Consider the following 1644-nt stretch of genomic DNA (forward strand, 5'->3'; position numbering starts at 1 on the left):
AAAGCCAGCTATAAAGATGTCAAGGAATAAATTGAAAGTTTAGGACGTGATTCTGAAGTGTGATTTTGAAGGAATTTATGTTATTGCTTTTAAAGAAAGGCAACCCAAATAAACCCTGAAAAAACTATTCAAAAAAATAATCTCAATCAGTTTTTAAGTCAGGATTTATATGCACTTCATAAGGTTTTCCTTTTGTCCAAACCGCAAAGATAATATTGACAAGTTTCCGACATACAGCCCCAACGGCTGTTCCATGATGCTTTCCACGTTTTCGTAAGTTTTGATAATAAAGAGACAGCGCAGGATCTCGATTCGAAGCGATAAAGGCCGCTTGCCAAATGGCTCGTCGAAGATATGGAGAACCTCGTTTAGAGAGTTTATTACGCGTACCTGTAAAGTCACCCGATTGATGAACGGAAGCGTCTAAACCCGCAAAGGCAAGCAGTTGATTAGGGCGTTCAAAGCGATGAATGTCGCCCACTTCAGAGAGAATCACAGCTGCTGTAACGGGGCCAATCCCCGTAATCGTGGTTAAATATTGATCTTGGGCGGCAACCAATTCAGCCATTTCATCTTCAACTGTTTTCAATTGTTCTTCTAAAAGAAGAATCTGCTGAAGTAATAATTGGATTTGAAGTTTATAAACATCGGTTGCGACTCGGATTCCAAAGGAATCTTGCGCTAAATCTCTTAATTGATGAACTTTCTGGGTTGATTTTTCAATGGTTAAACGGCCATTACTGGCTTCATTAAGAAGATCAATCAACTTCTGAGCGTCAATCTCGAGTAAATCTTCAGGCAAGGGGGATTGAAGTAACAGTTGGGTGGATGACTTTCCAAACATATCTGAAAAAAGTGTTTCGTATTCTGGAAACACTTGGTCTAAAGATGCAATCACTTTTCTTTTGAGATCAGAAGTTTGGTCAACGATGCTGTAACGGAAACGGGATAATTGCTTTAGGCGTACAATATCTTCGGAAGGCAAATACGTTTGATCAGGTAAATCCATCCGAACCACTTGTGCGATTAATACGGCATCGATGGTATCAGTTTTCGTTTTGCGGATATAGAAGTTGCGGAGAGTATCGAATTGAATGGGATTGAAAGGAACTACATTAAATTCTAAAGCGGTTAGAAAAGAGAATACAGAAAGCCAATAATGTCCAGTAGCCTCTAAACCAATCATGGAGTTATCAGGTAATAAGTCATGGTCATTGATGAATTGCAGTAATTTTTCACTGCCGGCTTTCGTGTTGCTAAACCGAATAGGTTTTCCTATAGGCTTTCCCTGTTCATCAATAATCGCCGCTTCATGGTTTCGTTTCCCAATATCAATACCTACAAAAAACATTCGAATCAACCTTTCTATTAAAAATTCAGATAGGGGTTCTCCTCTTAGCTCTATGGACGATATAGCCTCGTGTGAGATTCAGAAACAATGTTCTATCCAGCTCATACATATACTGTCCGTAGAGAAGAGGCGTCAGTCTTTAAAAGGAAGACGAAGCTTCAAGGAGTTTAACTACGACCTCTATCTATACGAAACAATTATAACTCATAAGAGTCACAGGTTTAAGTCAGCCTTAAATGACAAATATAGTAAAAAAAGATTAGCCATTTAAGACTAATCTTATTATACGAGGA

The 1644-nt window shown here is 38.6% G+C and carries 1 protein-coding gene; it reads right to left on the bottom strand.

Annotated elements, in window-relative coordinates; genetic code table 11:
* Window positions 1–142: 142 nt before the first annotated feature.
* Window positions 143–1351: an IS110 family transposase gene (locus CJ191_RS09060; RefSeq protein ID WP_102199571.1), complete on the bottom strand. Its 1209-nt coding sequence runs from the start codon at window positions 1349–1351 to the stop codon at window positions 143–145.
* Window positions 1352–1644: the final 293 nt, after the last annotated feature.

This window comes from Aerococcus viridans (assembly GCF_002871935.1).
GTDB classification, from domain to species: Bacteria; Bacillota; Bacilli; order Lactobacillales; family Aerococcaceae; genus Aerococcus; species Aerococcus viridans_B.